Annotated in this window: 27 protein-coding genes and 2 pseudogenes; 17 read left to right on the forward strand and 12 right to left on the reverse strand. The window is 71.8% G+C overall.

The window, feature by feature from the left end; translation table 11 throughout:
• Nucleotides 1-113 precede the first annotated feature (113 nt).
• Together BN1555_RS28145 and BN1555_RS28150 are read right to left on the reverse strand one after the other, a co-directional pair.
• On the reverse strand, nucleotides 114-626 hold the full coding sequence (locus BN1555_RS28145) for a DinB family protein (protein WP_093803696.1): 513 nt from the start codon (nucleotides 624-626) through the stop codon (nucleotides 114-116).
• A 40-nt stretch (nucleotides 627-666) separates the two neighbouring features.
• Nucleotides 667-1,302 carry a TetR/AcrR family transcriptional regulator gene (locus tag BN1555_RS28150; RefSeq protein ID WP_093801978.1) on the reverse strand — a complete coding sequence of 212 codons (636 nt, stop codon included), beginning with the start codon at nucleotides 1,300-1,302 and terminating at the stop codon, nucleotides 667-669.
• A gap of 78 nt (nucleotides 1,303-1,380) precedes the next feature.
• Here BN1555_RS28150 and BN1555_RS28155 point away from each other — a divergent pair, with 78 nt between their 5' ends.
• Both BN1555_RS28155 and BN1555_RS28160 read left to right on the forward strand, forming a co-directional pair.
• Nucleotides 1,381-2,637: an FAD-dependent monooxygenase gene (locus BN1555_RS28155; protein ID WP_093801979.1), complete on the forward strand. Its 1,257-nt coding sequence runs from the start codon at nucleotides 1,381-1,383 to the stop codon at nucleotides 2,635-2,637.
• 11 nt (nucleotides 2,638-2,648) lie between these two features.
• Nucleotides 2,649-3,557, forward strand: a complete 909-nt coding sequence (locus BN1555_RS28160; protein ID WP_093801980.1) for a Gfo/Idh/MocA family protein — start codon at nucleotides 2,649-2,651, stop codon at nucleotides 3,555-3,557.
• On the opposite strand, the gene lnt is transcribed toward BN1555_RS28160, so the two are convergent.
• A complete protein-coding gene (lnt, locus tag BN1555_RS28165; RefSeq protein WP_093801981.1) occupies nucleotides 3,478-5,073 on the reverse strand; it encodes an apolipoprotein N-acyltransferase in 1,596 nt (531 codons plus the stop codon). The genes BN1555_RS28160 and lnt overlap by 80 nt on opposite strands.
• A 134-nt stretch (nucleotides 5,074-5,207) precedes the next feature.
• Nucleotides 5,208-5,687, reverse strand: coding sequence for a nuclear transport factor 2 family protein (locus tag BN1555_RS28170; protein WP_093801982.1), 480 nt, complete (start codon nucleotides 5,685-5,687; stop codon nucleotides 5,208-5,210).
• Nucleotides 5,688-6,110: 423 nt separating this feature from the next.
• Between BN1555_RS28170 and BN1555_RS28175 the strand changes: the two are divergent.
• The 5 genes and pseudogenes from BN1555_RS28175 (at nucleotide 6,111) to BN1555_RS28200 (ending at nucleotide 10,277) form a co-directional block, all read left to right on the forward strand.
• A pseudogene (locus tag BN1555_RS28175) lies at nucleotides 6,111-7,278 on the forward strand (IS701 family transposase).
• A gap of 391 nt (nucleotides 7,279-7,669) precedes the next feature.
• Nucleotides 7,670-7,897, forward strand: a complete 228-nt coding sequence (locus tag BN1555_RS28185) for a hypervirulence associated TUDOR domain-containing protein (protein WP_093801983.1) — start codon at nucleotides 7,670-7,672, stop codon at nucleotides 7,895-7,897.
• 6 nt (nucleotides 7,898-7,903) lie between these two features.
• On the forward strand, nucleotides 7,904-8,236 hold the full coding sequence (locus BN1555_RS28190; protein ID WP_093801984.1) for a DUF3140 domain-containing protein: 333 nt from the start codon (nucleotides 7,904-7,906) through the stop codon (nucleotides 8,234-8,236).
• Nucleotides 8,237-8,645: 409 nt separating this feature from the next.
• Nucleotides 8,646-8,855 (forward strand): hypothetical protein, encoded by a 210-nt coding sequence (locus BN1555_RS28195; protein ID WP_176710150.1) that lies wholly within the window; start codon nucleotides 8,646-8,648, stop codon nucleotides 8,853-8,855.
• Between the two features lie 427 nt (nucleotides 8,856-9,282).
• A pseudogene (locus BN1555_RS28200) lies at nucleotides 9,283-10,277 on the forward strand (IS5 family transposase).
• Between the two features lie 19 nt (nucleotides 10,278-10,296).
• On the opposite strand, the gene BN1555_RS39145 reads toward BN1555_RS28200, so the two are convergent.
• Nucleotides 10,297-10,470, reverse strand: a complete 174-nt coding sequence (locus tag BN1555_RS39145) for a hypothetical protein (protein ID WP_176710151.1) — start codon at nucleotides 10,468-10,470, stop codon at nucleotides 10,297-10,299.
• A 123-nt stretch (nucleotides 10,471-10,593) separates the two neighbouring features.
• Here BN1555_RS39145 and BN1555_RS28205 point away from each other — a divergent pair, with 123 nt between their 5' ends.
• On the forward strand, nucleotides 10,594-11,484 hold the full coding sequence (locus BN1555_RS28205; RefSeq protein WP_093801985.1) for a pentapeptide repeat-containing protein: 891 nt from the start codon (nucleotides 10,594-10,596) through the stop codon (nucleotides 11,482-11,484).
• A gap of 28 nt (nucleotides 11,485-11,512) precedes the next feature.
• Here the strand turns inward: BN1555_RS28205 and BN1555_RS28210 are convergent, their stop codons facing one another.
• Together BN1555_RS28210 and BN1555_RS28215 are read right to left on the reverse strand one after the other, a co-directional pair.
• A complete protein-coding gene (locus BN1555_RS28210) occupies nucleotides 11,513-12,388 on the reverse strand; it encodes an undecaprenyl-diphosphate phosphatase (RefSeq protein ID WP_093801986.1) in 876 nt (291 codons plus the stop codon).
• Nucleotides 12,389-12,543: 155 nt separating this feature from the next.
• Nucleotides 12,544-13,254: a TVP38/TMEM64 family protein gene (locus BN1555_RS28215; protein ID WP_093801987.1), complete on the reverse strand. Its 711-nt coding sequence runs from the start codon at nucleotides 13,252-13,254 to the stop codon at nucleotides 12,544-12,546.
• 384 nt (nucleotides 13,255-13,638) lie between these two features.
• Between BN1555_RS28215 and tuf the strand changes: the two genes are divergently transcribed.
• Together tuf and BN1555_RS28225 are read left to right on the forward strand one after the other, a co-directional pair.
• Entirely contained in the window at nucleotides 13,639-14,826 is a 1,188-nt protein-coding gene (tuf, locus tag BN1555_RS28220; RefSeq protein ID WP_093801988.1) for an elongation factor Tu, read from the forward strand.
• Between the two features lie 183 nt (nucleotides 14,827-15,009).
• Nucleotides 15,010-15,855: a spermidine synthase gene (locus BN1555_RS28225; RefSeq protein ID WP_093801989.1), complete on the forward strand. Its 846-nt coding sequence runs from the start codon at nucleotides 15,010-15,012 to the stop codon at nucleotides 15,853-15,855.
• Here BN1555_RS28225 and BN1555_RS28230 read toward each other — a convergent pair.
• Both BN1555_RS28230 and BN1555_RS28235 read right to left on the reverse strand, forming a co-directional pair.
• Nucleotides 15,817-17,154: an MFS transporter gene (locus BN1555_RS28230; RefSeq protein WP_093801990.1), complete on the reverse strand. Its 1,338-nt coding sequence runs from the start codon at nucleotides 17,152-17,154 to the stop codon at nucleotides 15,817-15,819. The two genes, BN1555_RS28225 and BN1555_RS28230, sit on opposite strands and share 39 nt — an antisense overlap.
• A 64-nt stretch (nucleotides 17,155-17,218) precedes the next feature.
• Nucleotides 17,219-18,211 (reverse strand): DUF8017 domain-containing protein, encoded by a 993-nt coding sequence (locus tag BN1555_RS28235; protein WP_093801991.1) that lies wholly within the window; start codon nucleotides 18,209-18,211, stop codon nucleotides 17,219-17,221.
• Nucleotides 18,212-18,304: 93 nt separating this feature from the next.
• Between BN1555_RS28235 and BN1555_RS28240 the strand changes: the two genes are divergently transcribed.
• Together BN1555_RS28240 and BN1555_RS28245 are read left to right on the forward strand one after the other, a co-directional pair.
• The gene (locus tag BN1555_RS28240; RefSeq protein WP_255306209.1) at nucleotides 18,305-18,757 is read left to right on the forward strand and encodes a DUF4442 domain-containing protein; all 453 of its coding nucleotides are present in this window, start codon (nucleotides 18,305-18,307) and stop codon (nucleotides 18,755-18,757) included.
• Nucleotides 18,758-18,897: 140 nt separating this feature from the next.
• A complete protein-coding gene (locus BN1555_RS28245; protein ID WP_093801993.1) occupies nucleotides 18,898-19,581 on the forward strand; it encodes a DedA family protein in 684 nt (227 codons plus the stop codon).
• Nucleotides 19,582-19,597: 16 nt separating this feature from the next.
• Here BN1555_RS28245 and BN1555_RS28250 read toward each other — a convergent pair whose 3' ends face one another.
• Nucleotides 19,598-20,128 (reverse strand): gamma carbonic anhydrase family protein, encoded by a 531-nt coding sequence (locus BN1555_RS28250; protein ID WP_093801994.1) that lies wholly within the window; start codon nucleotides 20,126-20,128, stop codon nucleotides 19,598-19,600.
• 143 nt (nucleotides 20,129-20,271) lie between these two features.
• Here BN1555_RS28250 and BN1555_RS28255 point away from each other — a divergent pair, with 143 nt between their 5' ends.
• A complete protein-coding gene (locus BN1555_RS28255) occupies nucleotides 20,272-21,033 on the forward strand; it encodes an acyltransferase (protein ID WP_093803699.1) in 762 nt (253 codons plus the stop codon).
• A gap of 22 nt (nucleotides 21,034-21,055) precedes the next feature.
• On the opposite strand, the gene BN1555_RS28260 is transcribed toward BN1555_RS28255, so the two are convergent.
• Nucleotides 21,056-21,922 carry a DMT family transporter gene (locus BN1555_RS28260; protein ID WP_093803700.1) on the reverse strand — a complete coding sequence of 289 codons (867 nt, stop codon included), beginning with the start codon at nucleotides 21,920-21,922 and terminating at the stop codon, nucleotides 21,056-21,058.
• 94 nt (nucleotides 21,923-22,016) lie between these two features.
• Between BN1555_RS28260 and BN1555_RS28265 the strand changes: the two genes are divergently transcribed.
• Both BN1555_RS28265 and BN1555_RS28270 read left to right on the forward strand, forming a co-directional pair.
• Complete coding sequence (locus BN1555_RS28265; RefSeq protein WP_093801995.1) at nucleotides 22,017-22,589, forward strand: helix-turn-helix domain-containing protein; 573 nt, start codon at nucleotides 22,017-22,019, stop codon at nucleotides 22,587-22,589.
• Between the two features lie 42 nt (nucleotides 22,590-22,631).
• On the forward strand, nucleotides 22,632-23,186 hold the full coding sequence (locus tag BN1555_RS28270; protein WP_093801996.1) for a YbaK/EbsC family protein: 555 nt from the start codon (nucleotides 22,632-22,634) through the stop codon (nucleotides 23,184-23,186).
• Nucleotides 23,187-23,216: 30 nt separating this feature from the next.
• On the opposite strand, the gene BN1555_RS28275 is transcribed toward BN1555_RS28270, so the two are convergent.
• Nucleotides 23,217-23,624 carry a CoA-binding protein gene (locus BN1555_RS28275; protein ID WP_093801997.1) on the reverse strand — a complete coding sequence of 136 codons (408 nt, stop codon included), beginning with the start codon at nucleotides 23,622-23,624 and terminating at the stop codon, nucleotides 23,217-23,219.
• Between the two features lie 194 nt (nucleotides 23,625-23,818).
• Here BN1555_RS28275 and BN1555_RS28280 point away from each other — a divergent pair, with 194 nt between their 5' ends.
• Both BN1555_RS28280 and BN1555_RS28285 read left to right on the forward strand, forming a co-directional pair.
• Entirely contained in the window at nucleotides 23,819-24,373 is a 555-nt protein-coding gene (locus BN1555_RS28280; protein ID WP_093801998.1) for a DoxX family protein, read from the forward strand.
• A gap of 31 nt (nucleotides 24,374-24,404) precedes the next feature.
• A complete protein-coding gene (locus tag BN1555_RS28285; protein WP_093801999.1) occupies nucleotides 24,405-25,031 on the forward strand; it encodes a YigZ family protein in 627 nt (208 codons plus the stop codon).
• The last annotated feature ends 212 nt before the right edge of the window (nucleotides 25,032-25,243 follow it).

A 25,243-nucleotide genomic window follows, 5' to 3' on the forward strand; every position in this document is an offset into this window, starting at 1 on the left:
ACGAGTGATCCGGAACGGTGGTGTCCGGCGGACGTCACGCTCCTGCTCCCCACCCCTCCCCGAAGTCCCGGCCGGCGCGGCCCCGCGCGGGGCGGAGCCGCGAGCACCCCGGACTACTCGCCGGTGGCGCCGTCGATGCGCTGGCGGAGGAGATCGGCGTGGCCGTTGTGGCGGGCGTACTCCTCGATCATGTGGACGTAGATCCAGCGGAGGTTGTACGTCCTTCCGCTGCGGTGCCTGCCCTCCATCAGGTCGTCGAGCGAGCGCGTCGCGGCCAGCTCGCGCGACCGGCCGATCGCCTCGCGCCAGGCGGTGTGCGCCTGCTCCCAGGTGTCCCGGCCGGTGAAGTGGAAGTCCCCGTCCGGGTTCTCGTCGCTGGTGTAGGGCCGCGGCACGTCCTCGTCGGCGAGCACCCGGTGGAACCAGCCCTGCTCGACCTCCGTCAGGTGCCGTACGAGACCGAGCAGCGACATGTCCGAAGGCTCCACGGCGGTCTCCCGCAGCTGCTCCTCGCTCAGGCCCGCGCACTTGAGGGCCAGCGTCTCGCGGTGGAAATCCAGCCAGCTGTCCAGCATCTCGCGTTCACCGGCGGTGGTGGAGGGGTGGATGCGCTCAGGATTCGTCATGGTGATCATCGTCGTTCACCGGCCCGCCCGACGCCATCGTTTATGCGTCGGGCGTACCAGGGGTGCCGGGGGCGCAGTGCGTGCCGAGCATGCCGCGCAGCAACTCGCCGAACCCCCGGCGCAGTTCCTCCTCGCCGGGTACCGCGGAGTGGTACGAACCGGCCGCGCAGGAGAACATCAGCCCCTCGCACCAGGCCACCAGCGACAGGGTGTGCCGTTCCGGCTCCCGGGAACCGGCCGCCGCCATCAGCGCGTTGAGCGGCTCCCGGAACCGGTGCCGGCCGGTCGTGTCGTAGAACTCGCGCAACTCGGGCCGGCGTGTCGCTTCGAGCCCCAGCTCGTAGCGGGCCACGAGCAGTTCGCGATGGTGGGTCAGGTAGCGGTGGAGGGCGGCTGCGAAGGCCCCGACGACGCCGTCGAGGCCGGCCGACGGGGCGGGCGTCCCGTCGAGGGCGAGCACCTGCGCCTCGCGTTCGGCCAGTCGGCGCACCGTCGCCTCCAGCAGTGCCTGGCGCGTACGGGCGTAGTTGGACGTGGAGCCCTGGGGGAGCCCGGCGCGTTCGTCCACCGCCCGGTGGGTGAGTCCGCGCATGCCGCGCTCCACGAGCAGGGTCAGGGCGGTGTCGGCGATCAGCTCGGGCCGGGAGCGGCCCGTGGCGGCGGCGCGTGCGGTCATGGGAACAGCCTACCGCCCGCAACTACACCTGTAGTACGGTGAGGGAGTCACTACAGGTGTAGTTGCCGAGGAGGAGCCATGGTCATCACTGCCCACTCCCAGCCCAAGCCCCGGACGCGGCCCCGCGCCGTCGTCGTGGGAAGCGGGATCGGCGGGCTGACCGCCGCCGTCGCCCTGCACCAGCGCGGCTGGCAGGTCACCGTCCTGGAACGCGCGGCCGCCGTGGAAGCGGTCGGCGCCGGAATCGGCCTGGCCCCCAACGGGCACCACGCCCTCGACGTCATCGGTCTCGGCGAGGAGATCCGCGAGCTGGCCGCCTGGCAGGGCGACGGCGGCATGCGCTCGCCGGGCGGCCGCTGGCTCTGCCGTACGAACAGTTCCGCCGCCGCCGAGCGCTTCGGCGGTCCCCTCGTCCTCGTCCACCGCGCCACCCTGATCGACCGCATCGCCGCCCGGCTGCCCGGCGGGGTGCTGCGCACCGGATCGCCCGCGACGCTCACCGACCCCGGAGTGGCGGGCAGGCGCGCCGCCGTCGTCACCACCCCCGACGGGGACATCGAGGCCGACCTCGTCGTCGGCGCCGACGGGGTCGACTCCGCGATGCGCCGCGCCCTCTTCCCGGACCACCCCGGCCCCGTCTATGCCGGGATCACCACCTGGCGCATGGTGGTGCCGGCCACCGTCGCCGCCCCCTTCGCGCCGCACGAGACCTGGGGCCGCGGCGCCCTCTGGGGCAGCCAGCCGCTCCTGGACGGCCGGATCTACGCGTACGCCGCCGCAGCGGTCCCCGCCGGAGGCCACTCGGCCGACGGCGAGAAGGCCGAACTCCTGCGCAGGTTCGGCGACTGGCACAGCCCCGTCCCCGAGATCGTCGCCGCGGCCGGGCCCGACGAGGTCCTGCGGCACGACGTGCGCCACCTCGTCACGCCGCTGCCCGCCTTCCACCGCGGCAGGACCGCGCTGCTAGGCGACGCCGCGCACGCCATGGCCCCCACCCTGGGCCAGGGCGGCAACCAGGCCATCGAGGACGGCATCGTCCTCGCCCACCACCTCCCGGACGCGGGCGACGTCGGGACCGGCCTGGCGGCGTACTCCGCCGAGCGGCTGCCGCGCACCACCGGCATCGTCCGCAAGTCCGCGAGGGTCACCAGGCTGATGTCGGTCCGCAGCGCCCCGGGCGCCGCCCTGCGCGACACCCTGATGACGCTCGCCGGCTTCGGCCCCGGACTGGCCCTGCGCGCCTTCGACGGCATCGCCGACTGGCTGCCGCCGCAGCGCACGTATGCTGCCGGGGCACCGGACCCGCAGATCCGGGACCATCAGGCACAGCGTTAGGGAGACCCTCAGTGAAGGTCGGCGTCATCGGGCTCGGGGACATCGCACAGAAGGCGTACCTGCCGGTACTGACCGCCGTGCCGGGGCTCGAACTGCACCTGCAGACCCGTACCCCCGCCACCCTCGCGCGGGTCGCCGCGTCCCACCGCATCCCCGGCGCACAGTGCCACACCGGCCTCGGCGCACTGCTCGGGCAGGGCCTGGACGCCGCCTTCGTGCACGCGCCCACCGCCGTGCATCCCGAGATCGTGACCCGGCTCCTGGAGGCCGGCGTGCCGACGTACGTCGACAAGCCGCTCGCGTACGAACTCGCCGAGTCCGAGCGGCTGGTGCGGCTCGCCGAGGAACGCGGCGTCAGCCTCGCCGTCGGCTTCAACCGCCGTCTCGCACCCGGCTACGCGCAGTGCGCCGAGCACCCGCGCGACCTGATCATCATGCAGAAGAACCGCGTCGGCCTGCCCGAGGACCCGCGCACCCTCGTCCTCGACGACTTCATCCACGTCGTCGACACCCTGCGCTTCCTGGTCCCCGGCACGGTCGACCACATCGACGTACGCGCCCGGGTCGTGGAGGGCCTAGTGCACCACGTCGTCCTCCAGCTCTCCGGCGACGGGTTCACCGCCATCGGCACCATGAACCGGATGAACGGCTCCACCGAGGAGATCCTCGAAGTCTCCGGCCAGGACACCAAGCGCCAGGTCCTCAACCTCGCCGAGGTGGTCGACCACAAGGGGCAGCCGACCGTCCGCCGCCGCGGCGACTGGGTACCGGTGGCCCACCAGCGCGGCATCGAGCAGTGCGTCGATTCCTTCCTCGGCGCCGTACGGGCCGGAAAGCTGCTCAGCGCCCGGGACGCGCTGCTGACTCACGAACTGTGCGAGCGGGTGGTGCGGGCGGCCGAGGAGCAGCGGGCCGCCTGAGGGCCCGTACGCCCTCGGCCGCGCACAGCAGGACCAGCACGGCGAGTGCGCCGTGGACGGCCCAGTCGCCGAGCCCGGCGTACGCCGTCGTACCCCGGGCCAGCGGGACGTCGTACACCGCGGAAGCGCTCCGGTCCGTCCCCAGCGGCGAGCCGGCCCGCTCGCCGTCGGGGCCGAACACCGCGCTGACGCCGGTGAGCGTGGCGTGCGCCACCGGGCGCCCGTTCTCGGCGGCCCGCAGCGCCGCGAGCGAGGCGTGCTGCTCGGGCGCCCAGCTGTTCTGGAACGTCGAGGTCGCCGACTGGGTGACCAGCACCTGCGCGCCGCTTCGGGCCAGCTCCCTGCTCATGTCGGGAAAAGCCGACTCGAAGCACACCAGAGGACCGACGCGCAGTCCGTCGGCCGCGCCGCTTCCGGAGAGCGTCATGACCACGGGGCTCGTGCCACGCCTGCGGTCCTCGCCCGCCGCCTTGCCCACCGAGGTCGCCCAGCCGAGCACGGAACGCGCCGGGACGTACTCGCCGAAGGGGACCAGGCGCATCTTGTCGTAGTGCTGACCGGTGACGCCCTCCGGGCCGATCAGGACCGAGCTCTTGAAGATGCCGGGCCGGTCGGAGCGCCGTGCGTCCACATTGACCAGCACTTCGGCGCCGACCGCCCGGGAGAGGGCGGCGAGCCTGGCCGCGAGGTCGGGGCGTTCGGTCAGGTCCGCGCTGACGCTGCTCTCGCCCCACACCACCAGGTCGACATCCCGCCCCGCCAGGTCGCGGGTGAGCGCCTCGCCGAGCGCGAAGCGCCGCTCGGGGGCCCCGGCGCCGTCGACGACACCGGGCTGGACGACCGCGACACGCACCCGGCCCGACGGTTCGGGGCGCGGCGCCCACGCCCACACGGCGCCCACCCCGACAGCGCAGGCCGCCACCGCGGCCACCACGGGCGTACGGGCCCGGCGCACGGACACCAGCACGACGACGCCGGTGTTGACCGCGACCACCAGCAGGCTCACCAGCCAGACACCGCCGACCGAAGCCAGCCGCAGCGCGGGGGCGACCTCCCACTGGCTCGAACCGAGCAGCCCCCACGGGCCGCCCAGGCCCTGCCAGGACCTGACCAGTTCGGCCATCAGCCAGCCGGAGGGGACGACGGCGAGCGCGGCCGTCGCGCGGCGGGCCGACGGTTCCCCGCCCAGCATGGATCTGACCAGCCACCCCCAGGGCAGCCACAGCAGCGCGAGGAGCGCCGCCAGGACCACGATGAACACATGCAGGCTCGGCACCAGCCAGTGATGTACGGCGATCATGAAGCCGGTGGCGCCGAGCCAGCCGTCCAGCGCCGCCCGCCGGCCCGTCGGGGCGGAGCGGATCAGCAGCATCCACGGCACCAGGGCGACGTACGCGAACCACCAGAGGGAGGGCGCGGGGAAGGCGAGCGCGGGCAGTGCCCCGAGCGCCACCGCGGCGGCGCCGCGCCACCAGGGCGATGACAGCCACTCCTGCCGGCCGGCCGGAATCCGCATGCGGCGCCTCCTCGTCCTGCCGCTCTGCCCCCCGCGAGGAGCCCGGGAGCAGTCCCTGCCACCAGTGTGGGGGAGTGCGGCGATCGCGGACAGTGTGCCCGCAGCGGCCCGGACGTAACGGGCTTTCCCGCACGTCAGCGCGTGGTGCGCCGCCATTTCTCCCGCACGGCCACGGAGTGCAGCCGCCAGCCCTCCTCCGTACGCAGCAGGCCGAACGCGCAGCGTCCGCCGGACACGAGGACGGGCCCGGCCGTCGGCTCGGACCCGCCGCTGTCGCCGGGCGCGGCTTCCGGCCGCATCGGGTTCACATAGTCGGCCTGAAGCTCCGCACGGTCCCCGGTGTCGCCGTTGCGGTCTTCGAGCCGCAGCTGCCTGTTGACGATGAGGTGCTGACGTACGGGAAAGAGCCGCGACGTCTGTGCCAGCCAGTCCGCGACTTCGGCGGCCGACCCCTCGATGCCGCCCGCCGTGCGGTAGTCGGCCCGGCCGTCCGGGGTGAACAGGGAGCGGTAGGCGGGCCAGTCGGCGTCGTCCACGGCCACGGCGTATCCGGTGATCACTGCGTCGATGGCCAGTCTGTCCATCACGGTCGCGAGCTCTGTGCGCTGCGTCATCGGTCCAGTCTCCGGCAGTGCGCGCCCCGGGCCAAGAGCCCCGCATGCCAAGAACTCCGCACCCAAGAGCCCCGCACACCGCGAGAGGCGCACCGGCGCGGAACGGAGCGCCTTGGTGGCGCGCACAGCCCGGCGGGGCGGGCTCGAGACGAAGACCCCGGAAGCCGCGTGACGTATTCGACCGCGGCTTACGAACGCGTCGGAGGCGAGCCCGGCGCAGCCGCGGCGGTCCCAGGCGTCCCGGCGGATCACGTCACGGAGAGCCGGTGCGGGTCCGGGACAGGATTTCGCTGATCACCGTGCGGTGGCCGCTCCACGAACCAACGGGCGATCGGCCGGAAGGCCGTATGAACCGCCGGGCGGTGCCTAGTACTGCAACCGTGTTTGGCGTGTCGGTGTGTTGTGGTGGTCGTTGTTCCTGTCATGGGTGGGGACCTCGAAGCTGGTGATGGGTGGCGGTGGGTGGCGGGGCTGGAGGAGGTGCATGAGCGGTTCCTGCACCGGTTTCAGCGCTCGGAGCCCCGGGAGTCGGCGCTGGCCTATCTGCGGGGGCTGGTGTCGTCGCTGGAGCGGAAGGAACGCGTGGACGGTCGCCGAGCATGCGGGTCATGGCCGGCCGGACCGTTTGCGGCGGCTGCTCAACACGTGCGGCTGGGAGGCGGACGAAGTCCGTGACGACATCCGGGAGTTCGTGATCGAACACCTCGGTGACCGGCAGGCGGTGCTGGTCGTGGACGACACGGGGTTCCTGAAGAAGGGGGTTCGCTCGGCCGGGGTCCAGCGCCAGTACACCGGCACGGCGGGCCGGGTCGAGAACAGCCAGGTCGGCACGTTCCTGGCCTATGCCACCGATGCCGGTCACACGCTGATCGACCGGGAGCTGTACCTGCCCGCGTCCTGGACCGGGGACCGGGAACGCTGCCGCGCGGCCGCGGTCCCCGACGAGATCGCCTTCGCCACGAAGAACGAACACGCCAAGAGCATGATCGAGCGGGCCCTCGCCGCGCGGGTGCCGTTCGCATGGCTGACCGCCGACGAGGCATACGGGCAGGTCAAAGGCCTGCGGTACTGGCTCGAACAGCGCGGGGTGTTCCACGTGCTGGCGACCCGCCGCACCGACACCGTCGTCACCGCCTCACGCATGGACCACCCCGTGGAAGAGCTGGTCGCCACTCTGCCCCGGCAGGCGTGGAAACGCCGCTCCCACGGACGGGGCTCCCACGGCGAGCGCGTCTACGACTGGGCCCGGGCCCCCATCCGCCCCCGGCGCGAGGAGGGCGTCGAGCACTGGGTACTGGCCCGCCGCAGCATCACCGATCCCACCGAGATCGCCTCCTACGTCTGCTTCGCACCTCAGGACACCACCCTGAACACCCTCCTGGCCGTGGCCGGCCGCCGCTGGACGATCGGGGAGTGCTTCCAGAGCGCGAAGAACGAATGCGGCCTCGACCACTACCAGGTCCGCAAGTACCACGCCTGGTACCGGCACATCACCCTCGCCATGGCAGCCCACGCCTACCTCACAACCGTGCGTGCACAGGAGTTCAAAAAAGGGGATCCAAACCCGGTGAGCAGCACCTTGTCCCGCTGAGCCCGCCCGAGATCCGCCGCCTGACCGCCCACCTCACAGCACGGCTCCTCCCACCGATCACCCAGGTCCTGCACGGATCCAGATGGCGACGACAGGCACAGCACCGAGCACGCATCAGCCACTACAGACGACGAGGCCACAGCCCGCAAACTAAACCACCGCCACATCAGACACGGTTGCAGTACTAGCTCACTGGCCTCGTCCCTCACAACGCCGACGACGTCGCCGTACCAGCTTTCCGGCTTCCCCGGTCCCATCGGTGACCGCTGTCGCCGGCTGTACTCGCTTCTGCCCGCAGCTGCGCCTGTTCACGAGCTGCGACGAGACCGGAAAGCCCGCACTCTGGAGGAGGAAGGCCGGGTCGTCCGGCGCGCGCAGCGAGGGAGAACGCATGACGAAGAAGCGCAGCGGAAGCAAGGGGCTGCAGAAGGGCGACAAGGTCACCTGGAGCAGTCACGGCAGTGAAGCCGAAGGCAAGGTAGAGAAAAAGATCACTGAGCGGACAAAAGCCGCAGGGCGGACGGTGGACGCCTCGTCCGAGGATCCGCAGTACCAGGTCCGCAGTGAGAAGTCCGGCAAGTCCGCGGTGCACAAGCCGTCAGCGCTGAAGAAGAAGTGAGGTCGCGTGGACGACAGTGAGCGGAAAGAGACCTGGGACGAGTTCCACGAGCTGGTGAACATGAAGCCGGCCGAACTGGAGAAGTGGCTGGAATCCGAGCAGTCGCAGAGTGCCGGACAGCACAAGGACGGCGGCGAGTCCACGGGTCACGCCTCCGGCCGCCGGATCGTGGACCTCCTGCGCGCGAAGAAGGGCGACCTCTCGGACGACGACTACCAGCACATGCGGAAGGTCACCGGCTACGTCCGGCGGCACCTGGCCCAGCGGCCCTCGGGCGATGTACGGGACACCCGATGGAGGCATTCGCTCATGAACTGGGGCCATGACCCGCTGGCATGAACACGCGGCGGAATCGCTCGCCGTGTCCCCGGCCGCCCTGTCCCTGGCCGTGTCCGGCATCCGCCGTGCCGCCCGTCCCGTCAGGGGGCGGAGGGCCAAAGGCGGCGTGCCGAGCTGTGGTCCCTGCCCACCGCCGTCCAACGGCGGCTCACGAATCCTCTCCTCGGCTCCAGCGACGGGGGACACCTCGGAGCTTGAACAATCGTTGGGAAAGAGTACGGCCCGCAGACGGCCCGGTGGTGTGCGAACGGCCCCTGACCTGCACATATGCGCAGGTCAGGGGCCGTTCCTTCGATAGAACCCTCTGAAGTCGCTCAAGTGTGCTTTGCCTTCCGGGAGGCGGGGGCATCTCCCACCCATGTGAGAAGCGAGCGCCTCGCTTCGGGGGACTGGAAGGACGGTGAGAGCCGTGAGGATCTTGGCTTTCGGCCTGGTGGTGATCGTGGTGCTGCTGATCGTGGGGCTCGTGGCGGCCGCTGGAAGCCGCAGCGACCGCCAGCCGGTCAAGAGCGGGGGCGGCTGGTGGGAGGGAAACCACCGGGGTGGCTCGTCCTGGGGCGGCGGTTGCGGGGGTGGCGGCGGCTGTGGGGGTGGCGGCGGCTGTGGCGGAGGCAGCTGATCCGGGCGGGCCTTTCCACCTGAATCGCGCGGCGTCCTCAGCCGCAGAGCTGTCCGGGCCCGACGGCTACGTGGCGGGCTGACGGGGCCGGCTACGACGGACCGCTGCCCACATCGATGTCAACGGGCCCGCTGACGTCCTTCTGGGCGGACATTTCATTTCCTTGCGGACGGACATGTGATCTCCCTGTCCGATGTGACTATTTGTCTACTGTCTGGAGGATCGTATGGTTCGGCGGCAGGCATGACGCCTGTGCCGTCGGTGATGTCAGTGGTGGCTGCAAGGGTGGCGCCATGCGTCCTTGGAATCTGCTCGAACTCGACAAGGCCCTGCGAGCCGGCTGGGCTGCTAGGGCATGTTCCAGGTTCAGATCATTGGTTTGGAGATTCGCCGGTGCTGGGCGGTCTGGGCCTGGTAGTTGCCGAGGGTGGCGCGTGGTGATCTCTCGGATGCCGAGTGGGAGTTGGTCGAGCCGTTCTTGCCGGTGGGTGAGTGTGGCCCGGTCCCTGACCTGCGGCGGCTGTTCAACGCTGTGATGTGGCGGTTCAGGGTCGGGTGTCCCTGGCGGGACGTGCCTGAGGAGTACGGCTCCTGGTCGACCGTCTACGGCGCGTTCCGGCGCTGGGCGGTGGCTGGGACCTTCCGGACGCTGCTGGAGGGGATGATCGCCGAGGCGGCGGCCCGCGGACAGGTCGATCTCGACCTGGTCAGCGTGGATTCCACGGTCGCCCGCGCTCATCATCACGCGGCGGGAATGGCTGTCGATCCCGAACTGCTGGACGAGCTGGAGAAGGCCGTCACCGAGGAAAAGGGGCTCCTCGAAAGGGGCAAAGCACGTCAATAGTGCCGCCGGACAAGGACGGCGATGAAATGGCGCGTGAGGAACGGCGGCGTTTACGGCGGCGGCGCAGAGCCCGGCTCCGCGCGGCTGAACTGGGCCGTTCCCGGGGCGGACTGACCACCAAGACCCACCTCGCGGCCGAACGCCGGTGCCGGCCACTGTCGTTCATCGTCACACCGGGACAGGCGGCCGACAGCCCCCGCTTCATCCCGGTGCTGGAGGGCATCAGGGTGCGTGGTCCGGCCGGACGCCCGCGCACCCGGCCCGGCGCCGTCGCGGCGGACAAGGCGTACTCCTCCCGCGCCAACCGTGCCTACCTGCGGCGACGCCGCATCCGCGGTGTCATCCCGGAGAAGGCCGACCAGGCCGCCAACCGCAAGAAGAAGGGCTCGCGCGGCGGCCGCCCGGCCGGTCACGATCCGAACCTGTACAAGGACCGCAACACCGTCGAACGCTGCATCAACAAGATCAAGGAGTGGCGGGGCCTGGCCACCCGCTACGACAAGACCTCCACCAGCCACCTCGCCGGACTCCACCTACGCGGTGCCGTGATCTGGATCCGCAGTCTCCGACCAACATGATCCAAACCCGGAACAGGCCCTAGGCCACTTCGACGACCTCGCCGCGCACGGCCGCGTCCCACTGCAGAAGCAGAAGTTCGTACTCGTCCGCAGGCCATGACCCGTCCGTGCGCGACTCGACCAGGGCGCGGATCGCCTCGTTCGCCTCGGTCAGGGGCCGCACGGAACCAGACGGCGGGGGTGAGCGGTACATGCGACAAGACTACGGCGAGGCACTGACAGCGAGCACCAGTACGGCAGTGGCTTTCCTCGCACTAGGGTGGAACGCCGGGTGCCGGGCGGCGGTGCCCGCTACCCCGCCAGGAGGTCGCACACCTTGTCCGAGCAGCGCGTTCACACCACATCCGTCCCCGGCCGAGGCGGCCTCGACCTGCGGGCCGACTGTGCGAACTGCTTCGGTCTGTGTTGTGTCGCACTCGCCTTCACGGCCTCCGCGGACTTCGCGATCGACAAGGACGCCGGGCAGCCCTGCCCGAACCTCCAGGACGATTTCCGCTGCGGTGTCCACCAGCGCCTGAGGCCGCAGGGTTTCCAGGGCTGCACCGTGTACGACTGCTTCGGCGCGGGGCAGCGGATATCCCAGGTCACCTACGCCGGACAGGACTGGCGGCAGGCCCCGGACACCGCGCGGCAGATGTTCGCCCTCCTCCCCGTCGTGCGGCAGCTCCACGAACTGCTCTGGTACCTGAACGAGGCACTGGAGCTGGGGCCGGCCCGTGCCCTCCACGGCGACCTCCGCACCGCCCTCGCCACCGTCGAACGCCTCTCGCAGGGCAGCCCGGACGAGCTGCTGGCGCTGGATGTGGCAGCGCACCGGCAGGACGTCAACGCTCTCCTCCTGCGTACGAGCGAACTCGTGCGCGCCGGCGTCACGGGCGACGGGAAAGGGCAGCGGGGGCAGAGGGCCGGCAAGGGGAAGAAGGGGCGCCGGACCAAGGACCGCAGGGGCGCCGACCTCATCGGTGCGAAACTCCAGGGCGCCGACCTGCACGGCGCCGACCTGCGGGGGGCGTACCTCATAGGCGCCGATCTCCGGGGCGCCGACCTGCGGGTGGCCGACCTGATCGGGGCCGACTTCCGCGACGCCGACCTCTCGGGCGCCGACCTCACCGGAAGTTTCTTCCTCACCCAGTCACAGCTGAACGCGGCGAAGGGCGACGCCGGCACCAGGCTCCCGCCCGCGCTGACGCGCCCTTCGCATTGGTGAGACCGGTGGGACCGGCGAGAGGCGCGGGTCAGCCCGCCGACTCGCCCGCGTGCGGGCTCAGCGTGTCGGTGCCGACCAGGATGAACAGTGCGATGCCGAGCAGGACCCGGTAGATCACGAACGGCATGAAGCTCTTCGTCGTGATGAAACGCATGAACCACGCGATCACGGCATAGCCGACGACGAAGGCGATGATCGTCGCGAAGATCGTCGGGCCCCACGACACGTGGCCGCCCTCACTCGCGTCCTTGAGCTCGAAGACACCGGAAGCCAGCACCGCGGGGATGGCGAGCAGGAACGAATAGCGTGCCGCCGCCTCGCGGGTGTAGCCCATCAGCAGGCCGCCGCTGATCGTCGCGCCGGAGCGCGAGACGCCCGGGATCAGTGCCATAGCCTGGCAGACGCCGAAGATCAGGCCGTCCCTGACGCCCAGTTCCCTGAGCGTCTTGCGTTCCCTGACCGCGCGGTGCTTGCCGCCGGCCTCGTCGCGGGCCGCGAGGCGGTCGGCGATGCCGAGGACGATGCCCATGACGATCAGCGTGGTGGCGATCAGCCGCAGGTCGCGGAACGGGCCCTCGATCTGGTCCTTGAAGGTGACGCCGAGCACGCCGATGGGGATGGAGCCGACGATGACGAGCCAGCCCATCTGGGCGTCGTGGTCACCGCGCATCGACTTGTCGACGAGGGACTTGCACCAGGCGGAGACGATCCGGGCGATGTCCTTGCGGAAGTAGATGAGGACGGCCGCCTCGGTGCCGATCTGGGTGATCGCAGTGAAGGCCGCACCCGGGTCGTGCCAGCCCGCGAAGGCGGCTGTCAGCCGAAGGTGGGCGCTCGACGAGATCGGCAGAAACTCGGTGAGCCCCTGGACGAGTCCGAGGATGAATGATTCGAACCAACTCATGGGGCTAATGCCGTCCCGGATGTGAGTGTGCAGCAGCGTGCAGATGCGGTCAGGTCCGTCGCTGGGCAGAGTATCGTCCGCGGCGACAGCCCCCGCGGGAAGCCCCCGTCTGAGTGCCCGGCCGGGCAGGAACCGGATCCGGCGGCCCCGCTCGGCTACTTGCCGGTCTTGCCGCGCAGCCGGTGGCGCTTGCGCCAGGCGACCACCGCCGCGCCGAGTCCGGACAGCGCGATGAACCCCATGGCGATCAGGAACGCGGGAGACGTCGGGGACGAGGCGCTGCTTCCCGCGATGACGTACGCCGCCGTGTTGGGGACCGACCCGATCCCCGTCGCCAGGAGGAACGGAAGCCACCCCATGCGGGAGACCGCGGCGCAGTAGTTGGCGGCGGCGAAGGGCACACCGGGGAACAGCCGGACGGCCAGCATCGTGCGGAAACCGTGCCGGCTCAGCTGGCCGTCCGCCGCGAGCAGCGCCCGCCCGCGCAGCAGCGGACGCAGCGCCTCCTGGCCCAGCACCCGGCCGAGGCCGAAGGCGATTCCGGCGCCGACGACCGTTCCCGCGACGGCGGAGACGAGCCCCGCCTGCGAGCCGAACAGGGCGCCCGCGGCGAGATTGAGGATCGGCCGCGGTACGAACGCCGCTGTGCACAGCCCGTACGCGAGACCGAACAGCACGACGGCCGCCGCACCGCTCAGCTGGGGCGGCCAGCCCGCGCTCAGCAACCGCTGCGGTTCGAGGACCAGCACCGTCGTCACCGCTGCCGCGAGCATCACCACGAGCAGCGACAGCCGGGACCAGGGGGAGAGCAGCGCCCTGGTGCACCGGACGGTGAAACCTGCGGGCGAAGCGGCGGGCTCGAGCATCCGGGGAGACTAACCGAGAACCGCGTGTGATCGCTGTAATGCGCACCGCACCGCCTCGTGACAGCTTCGTGAACCTCCTCTCCCCGCCTCGGTCGCCGAAGGGCCGGAGAGGGAGGAAAACCGTTCGACGCGAGGGCGGCCGTCGGCGAGGATCGACGACATGTCCAGGCACGCCTTCCTCGCAGCGCAGACCGCAGTAGCGGACGCGCCGAAGGCTGCCGTGAACATCCCCGCAGCACTCACCTCCGCGGCATCCGCTGCCGCAGCGCCCTTCGGCGGCGCCCGAAGCTGACCCTTCCCGGATCGTCCGGCGGACCCCGCAGGGGGAGGGTCGGCAAGGCCCGGGGGTCCCTCCCACGCTTCGACCTTCCGAGGAAGATCACCATGCCCAAGACGGCATACGTGCGCACCAAGCCGCACCTGAACATCGGCACCATGGGCCACGTCGACCACGGCAAGACCACCCTGACCGCCGCCATCACCAGGGTCCTGAGCGAGCGCGGGACCGGCACTTTCGTGCCGTTCGACCGCATCGACCGGGCCCCCGAGGAGGCGCTGCGCGGCATCACCATCAACATCGCGCACGTCGAGTACGAGACCGACACCCGGCACTACGCGCACGTCGACATGCCGGGCCACGCCGACTACGTCAAGAACATGGTGACCGGAGCAGCGCAGCTCGACGGGGCGATCCTCGTGGTGTCCGCGCTCGACGGGATCATGCCGCAGACGGCCGAGCACGTCCTGCTCGCCCGCCAGGTCGGCGTCGACCACATCGTCGTCGCCCTCAACAAGGCCGACGCGGGCGACGAGGAGCTCACCGACCTGGTCGAGCTGGAGGTGCGCGACCTGCTGTCCGCGCACGGTTACGGCGGCGACGCCGTGCCCGTCGTGCGGGTGTCCGGGCTCAGGGCGCTGGAGGGCGACCCGCGCTGGACCGCGGCGATCGAGGCGCTGCTGGACGCGGTGGACACGTACGTACCGATCCCGGAGCGCTACACGGACGCGCCGTTCCTCATGCCGGTCGAGAACGTGCTGACCATCACCGGGCGCGGAACGGTCGTCACCGGCGCCGTCGAGCGAGGCACGGTCAGAGTCGGCGACCGGGTGGAGGTGCTGGGCGCGACTGCGACGTTGAAAGCGGGCGAAACGGTGGTCACCGGCCTGGAGACCTTCGGGAAGCCGATGGAGTCCGCCGAGGCCGGGGACAACGTCGCGCTGCTGCTGCGCGGCGTGCCGCGCGACGCCGTGCGCCGCGGCCACGTCGTGGCGGCGCCGGGCAGCGTGGTGCCCAGCAGGCGCTTCACCGCGCAGGTGTACGTCCTGTCGGCGCGGGAGGGCGGCCGTACGACGCCCGTCACGAGCGGCTACCGGCCGCAGTTCTACATCCGTACCGCGGACGTGGTCGGCGACATCGACCTCGGCGAAACGGCTGTCGCGCGCCCCGGCGACACGGTCACGGTGACCGTCGAGCTGGGACGTGAGGTACCGCTGGAGCCGGGGCTGGGCTTCGCGATCCGCGAGGGCGGACGCACGGTCGGCGCCGGCACGGTGACGGGCATCGTGGCCTGAGCGGCGCCTGAGCGGCGCCTGAGCGGCGGCCGGGGCGGGGCGGTCCGGAAGTTGTTCCCGGACCCGCCCCGCCCCTTCCCGCCGTGACACCTCACGGCTCCACCGCGGGGAGTTCCTCCGAGGACACGGCACGGAACCGCTCCCCGGCGCGGGGCGGGCCGACCGGCGCCGCACAATGGTGGGGTGGACGAGCCGATACCCGTGATCCGGGACGTGGACCGGGGCACAGCCAAGCTGATGCCCGACGTGGACCGGGAGCGGGCCTGGCTGCTCACGGTCGACGGCGCGCCCCAGTCGTACGTCGACCTGGACGATCCCGCCCACCTGGAGTTCGAGTACGCGCGGCGCCTCGCCCATGTCGTCGACTGCGCCGCGGAGCGGGGCGCACCCCTCGACGTGCTGCACCTCGGCGGCGGCGGCCTCTCGCTGCCCCGCTACACGGCGGCCACCAGGCCGGGCTCGCGCCAGGACGTGGTGGAGGCCGACCGGGGCCTGCTGGCGCTGGTCGCCGAACACCTGCCGCTGGCCGAAGGGTCCGGGATACGGGTGCACGGCGCCGACGCGCGCCAGTGGCTCGAAAACGCCCCGGCCGCCTCCGCCGACGTACTCGTCGCCGACGTCTTCGGCGGTTCCCGGGTGCCCGCGCACCTCACGTCCGTCGCGTACGCACGGCTGGCCGGACGCGTCCTGCGCCCCGGCGGCATCTACGCGGCCAACCTCGCGGACGGCGCGCCGTTCGCCTTCCTCCGCTCCCAGCTGGCCACCTTCGCGGCCGTCTTCGAGGAGCTCGCCCTGATCGCCGAACCGGGCGTGCTGCGCGGCCGCCGCTTCGGCAACGCGGTGCTGATCGCCTCGCACGTCCCCGTCGACACGGCGGCCCTGGCCCGCAGGGCCGCCGGGGACGCCTTCCCCGCGCGCGTGGAGAGCGGTCCTTCGCTGGCGCGCTTCATCGGTGGCGCGACGGCGGTACGGGACGAGGACGCGGTGGAGTCACCCGAGCCGCCCGGTGGTGCCTTCGGCATCGGCTGACGGCACGGCGGGGGCGGACGAGGACGCGGGGGAGGGGACGGACACGTCCGTCTTCGGCGTCCCGTGCGTACGGCGGGTCAGGTTCCGCACGTCGGGCACGAACAGCACCGCGGCGGTGACGAGCACCACCAGAGCCGCGCAGCCCCACAGCGCCTCATGGCGCCCGACGAGGCTTTCGACGGGTCCGGCCACCGCCGTGGCCAGCGGCAGCATCGCGACCGAACCGAACCAGTCGTACGCCGACACGCGTGAGAACTTCTCCTCCGGGATCTCCTGGTGGAGCGCCGTCATCCAGGCGACACCGAACACCTCGATCGCGACACCGCTGAAGAACATCACCGCGGCGAGACCCGCCGCCGGCAGCGGCACGGCCAGCGCCGCCGACGGCAGGGCGAGCGGGAAGACGCACAGGGTTCCGACGAACAGCAGACGCCGGGGCTTCCACCGCATCATCACCAGCGCGCCGCCGACCGTGCCGACACCGAAGGCGGCCAGGGCCAGGCCCCAGGGCGCGGCGCCGCCCAGTTCCTCCTCGGCGACCAGTGGCCCGTAGACCGCCTCGGCGGCTCCCACGACGGCGACGACCACCGAGAACTGCGCCACGATGCTCCACAGCCAGGGCCGGCCGACGACCTCGTGCCAGCCTTCGCGCAGGTCGGCCAGCATCCCGCCGCCGGATTCGCGGGGCTTGATGTGGCTCACGTCGAGGAAGGCCCGCAGCGCGCCGGCGAAGGCGAACGCCGCGGCGTCGACGGCGAGGACCCAGCCGGGTCCCACCGCGGCGACCAGCGCGCCGCCGAGCGCCGCGCCGCCGATGCCGGCGCCGTTCATGGCCATCCGGAAGAGCGCGAAGGCGCGGTTGGCCTGTTCGCCGCTGACGCTGGACAGGAGCATGCCCTCGGCCGCCGGGTTGAAGAACGCCTGGCCCGTGCCGCACAGGGCGGTCAGGACCATCATCTGCCACAGCTGGGGATCGCCCGTCAGGACCAGCAGGGCGAAGGCTCCCTGGGAGAGGCAGTTGAGCGCGTTGGCGGCGACCATCACGTGGTGGCGCGGCATCCGGTCGGCTATCGCACCGCCCACGAGGAGGAACAGAACGAGCGGCAGGGTACGGGCCGCGGCCACCATGCCCACGTCACCGCCGTCGCCGCCGGCCTGGAGGACGGCGAACGCCGCCGCGATCAGCGCACCGTGGGTGCCCAGGTTCGTCACGACCGCGGCGGCGGTCAGCAGGGTGTAGTTACGGCCGGCCCATTCGGGGCGGCGGGCTCGGCGGGGAGCGGCGGCAGGAGATGTCACTTCCGGACTATCGCTGGCGTCGGCCGCCGTTGCCAAACCGATTCGGCGCCGGCGGCAGGTCTGCTCAGGACTCGATCAGCCGGACCGTTTTGAGGATCTTCCGGATGGTCGCGTCGGGGAGTTCGTCCTTGACGCCCGTGGAGGTGTACAGGCTCCAGACGGCGAAGTCGCCGTCGGTGTCCTTGAAGGCGAAGGCGATCGACTTGCCGTCGGTGTCGCACTTGTCCTTCTTGGCGACGCCCGTGACGGAGGCGACGGACACGCTGCCCCTGAGCCCGGACGCGGAGGTGAACGGCGTGGCCCTGGAGACCTTGAACGTGCCGGTCTCCTTCTGGTCGTACGCGGCGAACACCCAGTTGTCGGCCACGTTCTCGGCCTCGGTGGTCGTGGTGCGGGCCCCGTTCGCGCCCCGGGTCCCGGCCGCTCCGAGCAGCGCGTTCTTGCCGCACCACCCGCTCTTGAAGTACGCCGGCGCCGACATCCCGATGAGGGGCTTGTCTCCCGGGTTCACGCTGTCCGCGATGCTGAGGGTGATGCCGGACGCCTGTACCTCCCACTCCGGCGGTACGTCGAAGCGGGTTCCGTGCTTCGGGTTGGTGACGACCTTCCAGCCGGGGATCGTCGGCTTGGCCTTCTCGACCGAGCCGCCGCGCGGATTCTCGACGGGAGGGGTGGGGGCGGAGGGGGCCTCGGAGGTGGCGGAAGGCGACGAGGTCTTCCTGCCGCCCGCCCGGGTGCCGCCGCCCTCGTCGTCCTTCCCCAGGACCACCGCGCCGGTGATCACGGCCGCCGCGACGACGGCGGTGGCCGCGACGATCGCGACGATCGCGGTCTTCTTCCGGTTGCCGTCCGGCGGCTGCGGGCCGCCCGGCGGCGTCAAGGGCGCGTACGGCTGCTGCTGGTAGGGATTGGGCTGCTGGTACCCCGACTGCTGGTAGCCCGGCTGCCGGTAGCCAGGTGACGGGTACCCCGGCTGCTGATAGCCCGGCTGCCGGTACGGGTCCTGCGGGTCCTGCGGGTTCTGCTCGCCCCCGGGCGGCTGCTGTCCTGGCCACATGACCGGTAACGATAGAGGTGCGCGGCCGGAGCCGTTGCTTCCGCCCCCGAGGGGATGGCCAAGCGTGCCTACTCGTGGGTAACCTGGCGCCGCATGAGCGCAGATCAGATGTCCGTCGGCGACATGCTCGCGGCGACGGTTCCCATGGCCCGTACCCTCAACCTCGAATTCCTGGAGACCACGGAGGAGCGCGCCGTGGTCCGCCTTCCGGACCAGGCCGACTACCACAACCACGTGGGCGGCCCGCACGCCGGCGCGATGTTCACCCTCGCCGAGTCGGCGAGCGGCGCGATCGTCCTCGCCGCCTTCGGCGACCAGCTGTCGCGTGCCGTGCCGCTCGCCGTCAGGGCGGAGATCGGCTACAAGAAGCTCGCCATGGGGCCGGTCACCGCGACCGCGACGCTCGGCCGCCCGGCGGCGGACGTGGTCGCGGAGCTCGACGCCGGACAGCGCCCCGAATTCCCCGTCGAGATCGCCATCCGGCGCGAGGACGGCGCCGTGACGGGCGAGATGACCGTCGTGTGGACTCTGCGTCCCCACAGCTGACCCCAGCCGACCGCGCCCCGTGTGACGGGAGCGACCTCCCGGACGCCGCCGCGCCGCGGTGAGGTGCGGGTAGGCTGCCCGCCGTGCGCCACGGGGGCGCACGGCGGGCAGCCGCCCTCCCACGACGACAGGAACCGGCGTTGCACATCACGGAGTGGCTCGAGACCATCCCGGCGGTCAGCATTTACCTCCTGGTGGGGGTTGTCATCGGGCTGGAAAGTCTGGGCATTCCGCTGCCGGGCGAGATCGTTCTCGTCAGCTCGGCCCTGCTGGCCTCCCAGCACGGCGACATCGACCCGTACGTCCTCGGCGCGTGCGCCACGGCGGGCGCCATCATCGGTGACTCGATCGGTTACGCGATCGGACGCAAGGGCGGCAGGCCGCTGCTCGCGAAACTGGGCCGCAAGTTCCCCAAGCACTTCTGCGAGAGCAACATCGCCATGGCGGAGCGCTCGTTCGAGAAGTGGGGCATGTGGGCGGTCTTCTTCGGCCGCTTCGTCGCCCTGCTGCGGATCTTCGCGGGACCGCTCGCGGGCGTCCTGCGCATGCCGTACTGGAAGTTCCTCATCGCCAACGTCTTCGGCGGCATCCTGTGGGCGGGCGGCACCACCGCCGTCATCTACTCGGTGGGGGTGGTCGCGGAGGCGTGGCTCAAGCGCTTCTCGTGGCTGGGCCTGGTGCTCGCCGTGCTGTTCGGTGTCACCTCGATGCTCGTGCTCAAGGGCCGCGCGAAGAAGGCCGCGGCCCAGTCCGGGGCGCGGTCGCAGGCCGGGGAGGAGCCGGTGGCCGCCGCGCCGGAGAAAGCAGCGGCGACCGCCGACTGACGGCGTCGCCCCGTCCTTAGTCCGCGTGCGCCTCGCGGTGGCTCCTGGCCAGCTCCACGTACATCGCGGCGTTCAGCTTGATGCCCTCGCGCTCCTCGTCCGTCAGCTCCCGCCTCACCTTGGCGGGTACGCCGGCGACCAGCGAGCCCGGGGGCACTCGCATGCCCTGCGGCACGAGCGCCTGCGCGGCGACCAGCGAACCGGCGCCGATGTGCGCGCCGTTGAGCACCGTGGCGCCCATGCCCACCAGTACGTCGTCCTCGACGGTGCACCCGTGCAGTACGGCGTTGTGCCCCACGGAGACGCGGTCGCCGACCGTGACGGGGAAGCCCGGGTCCACATGGACCGTGCAGTTGTCCTGGATGTTGCTGTCGACGCCGAGGACGATCGGCCCGCAGTCGGCGCGCAGCACGGCGTGGTACCAGACGCTGGCGCCCGCGCCCAGCGTGACGTCCCCGATCACGACGGACGTCGGCGCGGCGAAGGCCGACGGGTCGGTCCGCGGCTCCTTGCCGCCGACGCCGGTGATCAAAGCCTGCTGTGCCATCGCGTGCTCCCTGGTGCTTCGTCGCTGGTCGGTCGCGCCAGGGGAACCGTAAGTGACGCTCCCGGTCTTCGGGGCGTCGGGTGGGGCGAACATCACAGCAGGCCGCTCCGGGCCGCCCGCGTCCCGCCGACTACCGTGTGCGGGTGCCGAAGAACAGAAACACGTTCTCATCGTTGTCTGCGCTGGCCGCTTGGCGCCGCCGTCTGGTGACCGGCGCCGTGCACGCCGGATGGCGCTGGGTGCAGCAGGCCGGAGCGGTCAGCGCGGAGCGTCCGGGGCGGCTGCGCTTCGGTGCGATCGGCACCGGAACGAAGCTCGCCTTCCCGCAGGGCACCGTGTTCGGCGAGGAGTGGATCCGCCTCGGCGACCACTGCGTCATCGGCGAGCAGGTCACCCTGACCGCCGGAATGATGCCCGGCCTCGACCTCGGCCCCGACCCGATCCTGCGGCTCGGCAACGGTGTGGTCCTCGGCCGCGGCAGCCATGTCATCGCCGATACGGCGGTGACCATCGCGGACGACTGCTACTTCGGTCCGTTCGTGTACGTGACGTCCACGAACCACAGTTACGACGACCCCGACGTCCCCGTCGGCAAGCAGTGGCCCCGCACGGACCCGGTGGAGATCGGCCCCGGCTGCTGGATCGGCACCGGCGCCGTGATCCTCCCGGGTGCCCGGCTCGGCCGCAACGTCGTCGTCGCGGCGGGCGCGGTCGTACGGGGCGAGGTTCCCGACCACGCGGTGGTGGCCGGGGCGCCCGCCCGGGTCGTACGCAGCTGGGACGCGGTGAAGGGCTGGCAGCCGCCGCTGCGCACGCCCGCGCCCGTACCGATCCCGGAGGGCGTCACTCCGGAGCAGCTGCTGGCGCTGGCCGAGCTGGAGACGGAGGCCGGGGCCGCCGAATGAGCCGCGGTGGATGCCGGTCCGCTCACCCCGCGGCGAGCAGCACCGTGCCCACCACCGCCAGCCCGGCGCCCGCCGCCTGCACCGCGCGCAGCCGTTCCTTGAGGAGGGCGAGGGCGCACAGCGCCGTGACGACCGGGTAGAGGTTGGCCAGTACGGCGGCGACGGTGACGGGCCCGCTCTGAGCGGCGAGGGAGTACGTGCCGTTCGCCGCGACGTCGGCGAGACCGACGAACGCCAGGGCGGGCAGCGCGGACCGGACCACGCGCATCCCGCCGTCCTCGGGAAGGGCCTTCGCGCCGCGCCTGACCGACACGTACAGCGCCGCGCCGCCGACCGCCACGTTGGTCACGCGCTGGACGAAGAGCGCGAGGAACAGCCCCACCAGAGTGGTGGACGCCTCGGCGATCAGGGCCAGCACCGCACCGAAGCCGACCGCCGCGACCAGCGTCAGCACGACCGCCTGCCGCTGCACCGGCGCCCCGCGCAGCTGCGGACCGCTCGCCAGCACCACTCCGGCGATCGCGACCGCGATGCCGGCGAACTGCAGCAGTCCGGGACGCTCGCCGAGGACCAGGCCGACCGTGACGGGCACGGCGACGCCCACCGACCCCAGCGGCGAGACGACACCCATCGGGCCCAGCGCGAGGGCCTTGTAGAAGCACAGCATCGCGACGGGGCCGACCGCGCCCGCGGCCACCGCGAACCACAGCTGCGGCCCGGCCTCGCTCCAGCCGCCGGTCGCGACGACGACCGCACCCAGCACCACCACGGCGATGGTCTGGGACACGACGACGACGGTCAGCGCGGGCGTACGCCGGGTGAGCAGTCCACCGCCGAAGTCGGCCAGCCCCCAGAGCAGACTGGTGGCCAGGGCGAAGAGTGCGGTCATGGCGGTGCCTCGCAGTACAGTGCGGTGAACGGTCTGGTGCACCAGACCGTAGTGCGGTTCATTGAACTCTGTCATCCAAAATATTGGACGTAATGTGACGGACCTCGACCAGCTCACGCACTCGCTCGCCCGCAACCTCAAGCGCTGGAGGGGTGAGCGAGGCTTCACGCTGGACGCGCTGGCCGCCCGCGCCGGTGTCAGCCGCGGCATGATCATCCAGATCGAGCAGGCGCGTACGAATCCGAGCGTCGGCACCACGGTGAAGCTCGCCGACGCACTCGGCGTCAGCATCACCACCCTGCTCGACCACGAACAGGGCAAGCAGGTCCGGCTCGTGCCGCGGGAGCAGGCGGTCCGCATGCGGTCCACGGACGCGGGCAGCCACACCACGCTGCTCGTCGGCACCGAGACCCGTGGCCCGCTGGAGCTGTGGGCCTGGCGGCTGGTGCCGGGCGACAGCAGCGCGTCCGACCCGCACCCCGCCGGGACCACCGAACTGCTGCACGTCACCGCGGGAGAGCTGACCCTCGTGGTCGACGGCGAGCCGCACTCCGTGCCGGCGGGGACTTCCGCGACGTTCGAGGCGAACGTGCCGCACGCGTACCGCAACGAAGGCACCGAGACGGTCGAGATGACGATGGCCGTATCGATTCCGCCCGTACGCTGAGACGGTCAACGCGCTCCCAGGGGCGGCTGTTAGCGTCTGCCCATGCGCGCGCCCCTCGGAGACTTCGACAATGCCACGCCCGCTCCCGACTGCCTCGGCCTGCTGACCGCGCCGGTCGCGGAGGCCGTGCGCGCGTGGAGCAACGACGTACCCGCGGACCAGCTGGTCTACGTCGACACCGACCCGGAGATCGCCGACACGGCGGCCTTCGCCGAGCACTACGGCACCGGACTCCTCGACGCCTCGGCGAACTGCGTGGTCGTCGCGGGCAAGCGGGGCGGCGAGACCACCCTGGCCGCCTGCGTGGTCCTCTCCTGTACGCGCGTGGACGTGAACGGCGCGGTCCGCAAGCACCTCGGCGCGCGCAAGGCGTCGTTCGCCCCGATGGACACGGCCGTCGGCGGGGCCGGCATGGAGTACGGCGGCATCACGCCGGTCGGGCTGCCCGCCGGCTGGCCGCTGCTCGTGGACTCCGCCGTCACCGGCGTCCCGTGGGTCCTGATCGACAGCGGCCGCCGCAGGGGCAAGCTCATCCTGCCCGGCAAGGCCTTCGCGGGGCTGCCGGGCGCGGTCGTCGTCGACGGACTCGGGGTCTGACCCCCTCCGGCAGTGCGCCCCGGCCGGCCGTCAGCCGAGCCGGGGGATCTCGATCGCCGGGCAGCGGTCCATGACCACGTCCAGTCCGGCGGCGCGGGTGCGTTCGCGGGCGGCTTCGTCGACGACCCCCAGCTGGAACCACACGGCCTTGGCGCCGGCCGCCACCGCCTCGTCCGCGATGCCGCCCGCGAGGTCGCTGTTGACGAACACGTCCACGACGTCGACCGGGAACGGGATGTCGGCCAGTGACGCGTACCCCTGTTCGCCGTGGACGGTCTCGGCCTTGGGGTGGACCGGCACGACGCGCTTGCCGTAGCGCTGGAGCACCTCGGCGACGCCGTACGCCGCCCGCGACCGGTTGCCGGACAGGCCCACCACCGCCCAGGTGTCGCCGGACTGCGTGAGGATCTTGCGGATCGTTGCCGGGTCGCCGTACACGCCCTGCCTCCTGGGGTCGGAAGGTCACTTGTGGTGGCCAACGGGCGACGTCCTGCGGGCATTCCCGGGGCGGCGCGCCGGTCCGTTCCCCGGCGCGCTGTTGTTCAAAGTTGTACCGCTGTGTATCGTCGCGACGTGTGACTTGAAGTTTCAAGTAACTTCGGACCGGTCCGACCCACAGGAGAGCCCCTCACATGACTCCCCCCACCAGCACCCTCGGCGTCCCCGTCATCAGCGGCACCGCTGCCCGCCGCACCCCCTCGCCCCACGGCTACGACACCGGCCTGCTCGTCCTCCGTCTCGCCCTCGGCCTGACCATGGCCGCGCACGGCGTGCAGAAGCTCTTCGGCTGGTTCGGCGGCGGCGGACTCGAAGGAACCGGCCAGTTCTTCACCGCGAGCGGCTACCCGGCCGGCGAGGCGATGGCGGTCGTGGCCGGCCTCACCGAGACGCTCGGCGGCCTCGGGCTCGTCCTCGGGCTGCTCACCCCACTGGCCGGCGCGGCCCTCGTGGGCACCATGGTCAACGTGCTCGCGGTGAAGTGGGGCGGCGGTTTCTTCGCCCCCGAGGGCATCGAGTACGAAATGCTCCTCACGGCGGCCGCGGTCGCGCTCACGCTGACCGGTCCCGGCCGGTACGCCGCCGACCGCTTCCTGCCCGGCCTGCGCGCCCACCGGCTCGCCTACGGCGCCGCCGCCGTGGCCGTCGGGCTGGTGGTCGCCGCCGTCATCCTGCTGCTCCGGAAGTAGCGCCCTCCGGTCTGCGCATAGGGTGGGCCGAATGCAGGAGCAGTACCGGACCGTCGCCCGCGCGGGTGTGCACGAAGCCGAGATCGGCCGATCGCGCTTCCTCTGCGCGCTCGCACCCGCCGCGACCGAGCGGGAGGCGCAGGACTTCGTCGCGCGCGTCCGCAGGGAACACCCGACGGCGTCGCACAACTGCTACGCGTACGTCATCGGCGCGGACGCCTCCGTGCAGAAGGCGAGCGACGACGGCGAACCGGGCGGCACGGCCGGTGTGCCGATGCTCCAGATGCTGATGCGCCGCGAGGTGCGGTACACCGTCGCCGTGGTCACCCGCTACTACGGTGGCGTGAAACTCGGCGCGGGCGGGCTGATCAGGGCGTACGGCGGAGTGGTCGGCGAAGCCCTGGACGCCCTCGGCACGATCACCCGGCAGCGCTTCCGGCTCGTCACCGTCACCGTCGACCACCAGCGGGCCGGAAGGCTGGAGAACGACCTGCGGACGACCGGACGCGCGGTGCGCGAAGTGCGGTACGCCGACGCGGTCGCGATCGAGGTCGGGCTGCCGGAGGCGGACGTCGAGCCCTTCCGCGCCTGGCTGGCCGACGCCACGGCGGGCACGGCGGGGTTCGAACTCGGCGGAGAGGCGTACGGCGACGCCTGAGGGCGGACGCCGGCGTGCCTCGCGGCCCCGGTGTGCCACGTGGCCCCGGTACGCCGGGTGCGGCGCACCGCCGGACGACCGGGGCGACCACAACCTCGCGTGACTGGTCGTCATGGCGGGCCGGAAGCCCCGCTGTGCTCCGGGGCGCGGTCGGCCGGACCGCGGAAACGTCACGCGGACGGCTTCGCGGGCGGCACGCCCCCGGCACCTCG

Source organism: Streptomyces sp. Wb2n-11 (assembly GCF_001049855.1).
Lineage (GTDB): Bacteria > Actinomycetota > Actinomycetes > Streptomycetales > Streptomycetaceae > Streptomyces > Streptomyces altiplanensis.

Coding starts and splice junctions, on each gene's coding strand:
- BN1555_RS28145 (WP_093803696.1), bottom strand. CDS start 626: ATGACGAATCCTGAGCGCATCCACCCCTCCACCACCGCCGGTGAACGC.
- BN1555_RS28150 (WP_093801978.1), bottom strand. CDS start 1,302: ATGACCGCACGCGCCGCCGCCACGGGCCGCTCCCGGCCCGAGCTGATC.
- BN1555_RS28155 (WP_093801979.1), top strand. CDS start 1,381: ATGGTCATCACTGCCCACTCCCAGCCCAAGCCCCGGACGCGGCCCCGC.
- lnt (WP_093801981.1), bottom strand. CDS start 5,073: ATGCGGATTCCGGCCGGCCGGCAGGAGTGGCTGTCATCGCCCTGGTGG.
- BN1555_RS28170 (WP_093801982.1), bottom strand. CDS start 5,687: ATGACGCAGCGCACAGAGCTCGCGACCGTGATGGACAGACTGGCCATC.
- BN1555_RS28185 (WP_093801983.1), top strand. CDS start 7,670: ATGACGAAGAAGCGCAGCGGAAGCAAGGGGCTGCAGAAGGGCGACAAG.
- BN1555_RS39145 (WP_176710151.1), bottom strand. CDS start 10,470: ATGTACCGCTCACCCCCGCCGTCTGGTTCCGTGCGGCCCCTGACCGAG.
- BN1555_RS28210 (WP_093801986.1), bottom strand. CDS start 12,388: ATGAGTTGGTTCGAATCATTCATCCTCGGACTCGTCCAGGGGCTCACC.
- BN1555_RS28215 (WP_093801987.1), bottom strand. CDS start 13,254: ATGCTCGAGCCCGCCGCTTCGCCCGCAGGTTTCACCGTCCGGTGCACC.
- tuf (WP_093801988.1), top strand. CDS start 13,639: ATGCCCAAGACGGCATACGTGCGCACCAAGCCGCACCTGAACATCGGC.
- BN1555_RS28235 (WP_093801991.1), bottom strand. CDS start 18,211: ATGTGGCCAGGACAGCAGCCGCCCGGGGGCGAGCAGAACCCGCAGGAC.
- BN1555_RS28240 (WP_255306209.1), top strand. CDS start 18,305: ATGAGCGCAGATCAGATGTCCGTCGGCGACATGCTCGCGGCGACGGTT.
- BN1555_RS28250 (WP_093801994.1), bottom strand. CDS start 20,128: ATGGCACAGCAGGCTTTGATCACCGGCGTCGGCGGCAAGGAGCCGCGG.
- BN1555_RS28260 (WP_093803700.1), bottom strand. CDS start 21,922: ATGACCGCACTCTTCGCCCTGGCCACCAGTCTGCTCTGGGGGCTGGCC.
- BN1555_RS28270 (WP_093801996.1), top strand. CDS start 22,632: ATGCGCGCGCCCCTCGGAGACTTCGACAATGCCACGCCCGCTCCCGAC.
- BN1555_RS28280 (WP_093801998.1), top strand. CDS start 23,819: ATGACTCCCCCCACCAGCACCCTCGGCGTCCCCGTCATCAGCGGCACC.
- BN1555_RS28285 (WP_093801999.1), top strand. CDS start 24,405: ATGCAGGAGCAGTACCGGACCGTCGCCCGCGCGGGTGTGCACGAAGCC.